The organism is uncultured Subdoligranulum sp. (genome assembly GCF_937890665.1).
The window spans coordinates 1-4639 of record NZ_CALADU010000159.1; the positions used below are offsets into that span (position 1 = coordinate 1).

The 4639-nt window shown below is 47.5% G+C and carries 3 protein-coding genes; all 3 read left to right on the plus strand.

Annotated elements, in window-relative coordinates:
* Positions 1 to 292: 292 nt before the first annotated feature.
* Positions 293 to 1708, plus strand: coding sequence for an MBOAT family O-acyltransferase (locus Q0526_RS09010; protein WP_298732702.1), 1416 nt, complete (start codon positions 293 to 295; stop codon positions 1706 to 1708).
* 124 nt (positions 1709 to 1832) lie between these two features.
* A complete protein-coding gene (locus Q0526_RS09015; RefSeq protein ID WP_298732704.1) occupies positions 1833 to 2888 on the plus strand; it encodes a hypothetical protein in 1056 nt (351 codons plus the stop codon).
* A gap of 134 nt (positions 2889 to 3022) precedes the next feature.
* On the plus strand, positions 3023 to 4639 hold a 1617-nt coding region (gene aspS, locus Q0526_RS09020; RefSeq protein ID WP_298732707.1), incomplete at its 3' end, for an aspartate--tRNA ligase.

Here is a 4639-nt window from a genome sequence, read left to right on the forward strand (position 1 = left end):
CTGGACCCTCTGATTAAAAGTCAGATGCTCTACCAACTGAGCTACGGGCACATATTGTGTATTTGCAGCCTCAATAGTATAGCAAGGTGAGCGGGGTTTGTCAATGGTTTCTACAAAAAAAGATGGAGAAAGAATACAATGCGATTGGCGTTATTGTTGTAAAAGGCTGTATGGAGTCTGTGCTGAAACTCTCAAAAAACGTAAGGCGGATTATTGACCTGTTAGGGAGCGGTTTGCTATACTTTTAAAGATATATAAAACAGACGACGAATGATTGAAAGTGATGGATTAGATGGTCTTTTCTAGTGCGGTTTTTGTATTTGCTTTTTTGCCGATTGTTTTAATCGGTTATTATGTGGTGCAATCTCGTTATCGCAACGCACTGCTTCTGGTGGCCAGCCTGCTGTTTTATGCATATGGAGAGCCGAAATTTGTGTTTGTTATGTTGGCTTCCATTTTATTTAATTATGGGTTTGCGTTGCTGATCGATTATAGCAACAATAGGCGTGTGCGTAAATTGGTCCTGTGGTGTGCGGTACTGGTAAATCTTGGATTGCTTTTCGAGTACAAATATTTTGGGTTTGCACAAAATATATTGAATAAAGTGCTGGGCGGAATGGTCTTTTCGTGGCCTGTGCCGGAACTTCCTATTGGCATTTCTTTTTTTACCTTTCAAGCGCTATCCTATGTTTTGGATGTGTACTTTGGTCGGGCAGCCGTGCAGAAAAATCCCTTTCACGTAGCGCTGTATATTTCTTTCTTTCCACAGCTTGTTGCGGGACCGATTGTACGGTACAATACCATTGCCGAACAAATTCAAAATCGAACGGTTACGCTGGAAAAATTTAGCGATGGTGTGCATCGCTTTATATTGGGATTTGCCAAAAAAGTGATCATCGCCAACAATGTGGCTATTGTAGCACAGGAAGCATTTGCAACCGGTCAGAACCATTCTTTTCTGATGTTTTGGCTGGGAGCTATTGCATTTACGTTACAGATCTTCTTTGACTTCAGCGGCTATTCTGATATGGCAATCGGGCTAGGAAAAATGTTTGGCTTCACCTTTGAAGAAAACTTTAACTATCCCTACATTTCTGGTTCCATTACCGAATTTTGGCGCCGCTGGCATATGTCACTGAGTCAGTGGTTTCGGGATTATGTATATATACCATTAGGTGGATCTAGGGTAGGACTGCTTCGAAATATTGGAAATTTGTTTGTGGTTTGGCTTTTAACGGGAATCTGGCACGGAGCCAACTATACATTTATAGCGTGGGGGCTACTGCAGTTCGCAGTTCAGCTCTTAGAAAAATTCCTGATTCGTCCCCAAAAATGTCGATTGGCGTTGATTCGGTGGGGATGGCGTGTGGTGACAATTTTGGTTATCATCGCCGGATGGGTGATTTTCAATTCTGCCAGCTTGACAGAGGCTAAACAGTATTTGTCAGCTATGTGCGGGAGAGGTGTTACTGTTTGGGTAGATGCGCAAGCTCTTCATCTATGCTGGGAATATGGTGTGTATTTGTTGCTGGGAATTGTGTTTTCTACCCCTATCGCACCGGTGGTTGGCAAAAAGTTCCGGTCATTGTTACGTAGCGAGGACACTTTCTATTATTTGAGAAGCGGTGGAGAGTTATTCCTTTTTTGTTGGGCTGTTTCGTTCGTATTGCTAGGATCGTATAATCCTTTTATCTATTTTAATTTCTGAGGCTTTTAAAATGCAGTTTATCCACAATTTTAGAAACTTGGCAAAAAAGCCGATGGCCGTGTATGTTTTGACTTTTTTGACACTGCTAGTCGTTATATCTTTCTTTAGTTTGGGAAATTTGATTATGGCCTATAAAAATGGGGAAGAAATCAATAACCAAACTACAGGTGAAGATCATTTGGAAAGTGATTTTACTGCGAATGTGCTGGGCAAGAATCTCTTTTTGAATTTGAATGGCGGGATGCGTCGAATTCTAGGACAAAGAGAAATGAATGGTGTCGTTCTTCTGGACAATGGCTTTTTGGCAGAAGTCAATGAGCCGGTGGACCAAGCTATACTAACAAAAAACGCACGGCATATGGCAACCTTGCAACAGGAATTGGAGCAACGGGATATCCCGTTGCTGTATGTGTTGACGCCTTACAAAATACAGGCATCGGATCCCGAGCTGCCACATGAAATAGAGGATTCTACCAATGACGTGATGGATGCATATATAGAACAATTGCAAAACGAAGGGGTACAGCCTTTGGATTTGCGAGAAAGCTTTTTGCAGAACGGCACCAATCCTTACGAGTTGTTTTATCGGACAGATCACCATTGGAATATACAGGGCGGTTTTTTTGCTTATACGGTAATTGCACGGCAAGCGGAAAAACTCCTTAAGGTTCAAGTGGATCCGGCGCTGCTTTCGAAGGAGCAGTTTGTCGAGGAAGTGTATCCTCGCTGGCATTTGGGGTCGTATGGACAAAGAACGGGGGCACTATTTGCTGGTGGCGCGGATGACTTTTCCTTGTTGCTGCCGGACTTTGCGACAACTATTGTGAATACGAGTACAGGTGATCAAGGAACATTTGAAGAAATCGTATTGGACCAATCTTATCTGCAAAAAAAGGATGCAACATCTCGCTACACCTATGATAGAGTTCTGCGGCTGGGAAACTTTCAATCCTTAACCACAGGGTGTGGAAAAAAAGTTTTGTTGGTTTGTGACTCTATGGGCAGAGCAGTTTTGCCGTATTTGACTTTAGCGTTTGGGGATGTCTGCTATGTGGATGCCTATAATCCGCAAAATCTTACCAAAGAACTGCTAGATAGCTATCAGCCGGATCTTGTAATTGTTATGCATTATCCCACAGTAGTCTTTACTACAGATGCGTTTGCTTTTCCGGATGTATAAAGGCAATGATAGCGTTGGCATTAAATTTGCTTTTGCGTAAGAATGGTGCCGTTTTATGGTACCGCCCTTGCCAAAAATACGCAGGCGCGGTATAATACATTTTTAGAATAAAAACCGTAAAGGGGATTGGGAATATGGAAACTTTGGGCAACCTGCGCCGCACCCGTTATTGCGGGGAGGTCAGTTTGACCGACGCCGGTCAGGAAATGACCGTCTGCGGTTCTATCGCCCGTGCACGCGATAAGGGCGGCATTATTTTTGCTGACCTGCGTGATACCACCGGCATTTTGCAGCTGGTGTTTGACGAAGATACGCCGAAGGAAGTTTTCTCTAAGGCCGAAAGCCTGAAGAGCGAATATGTGGTCATCTGCCGTGGCAAGCTGCGGGAGCGTGCCGCCAAGACCGACAAGATCGCCACAGGCGATGTGGAGCTTTATGTGTCGGAGCTGCGTATTCTCAGCGAAGCGCAGACCCCGCCGTTCGAGATCCGGGATGAGATCAACGTCAATGATGATCTGCGTCTGCGGTATCGCTATCTTGATCTGCGTCGTCCCTCGATGCATGAACCCATCGTGCTGCGCAGTAAGATCATGCAGGTCATCCGTAGCTATTTTACCGACAACCACTTCACCGAGATCGAAACCCCCACGTTGATCAAGTCCACGCCGGAAGGGGCTCGTGACTATCTGGTACCCAGCCGCGTGCAGCCGGGACATTTCTACGCGCTGCCTCAGAGCCCGCAGCTCTACAAGCAGATCTTGATGTTGTCCGGTTTTGATCGGTATTTCCAGATCGCCCGGTGCTACCGTGACGAGGACTTGCGCGCCGACCGCCAGCCCGAGTTTACGCAGGTGGATGAGGAAATGTCCTTCGTCACCGAAGACGATATCATGACGATGAACGAGGGACTGCTCAAGCGTCTGTGGAAAGAGATGCTGGGGATTGATTTGGTTACGCCCTTCCAGCGGATGCCGGGGAATGAAGCGATGAGCCGCTTTGGCTCTGACAAACCGGATACCCGTTTTGGTCTGGAGATTCAGGATGTGACGTCGGTGTTTGCGCACACCGAGTTCAAGCCTTTTGCCGCGGTTATCGAGGCGAAGGGGACGATTCGGGCCATCAATGCCAAAGGTCTGGCCGATAAGCTCAGCCGAAAGAACATCGACAAGCTGGGCGAGGTGGCCAAGACCTACGGCGCTAAGGGTCTGGCGTACAGCCGCCTGACTGCGGACGGGACTTCCTCCAGCTTCGAGAAATTCCTCACCGAGGAGGAAAAGTCTGCTCTGTATGCCGCTCTCGGTGCCGAGACTGGCGACGTGTTGCTGTTGGTCAGCGACGCCGACTGGGTCAAAGCCTGCACGGCATTGGGGCAGGTCCGTTTGGACATTGCCCGTAAGCATGACCTCATCGACAACGATAAGTTCAACTTCCTGTGGGTTGTGGATTTCCCACTGTTCGAGTACAGCGAGCAGGAAGGCCGCTGGATGGCGATGCATCATCCTTTCACCATGCCCAAAGCCGAAGATCTGGATAAGATCGAAAGCGATCCCGGTGCCTGCCATGCGGTGGCTTACGACATCGTGCTCAACGGTGTGGAACTGGGCGGCGGTTCGATGCGTATCAATGACCCCGCTTTGCAGGATCGGATGTTCAAAGCCCTCGGCTTTACTGAGGAAAAAGCCCGGGCCAGCTTCGGTTTCCTGATGGATGCCTACAAGTACGGTGCGCCGCCCCACGGCGGTATGGCCTAC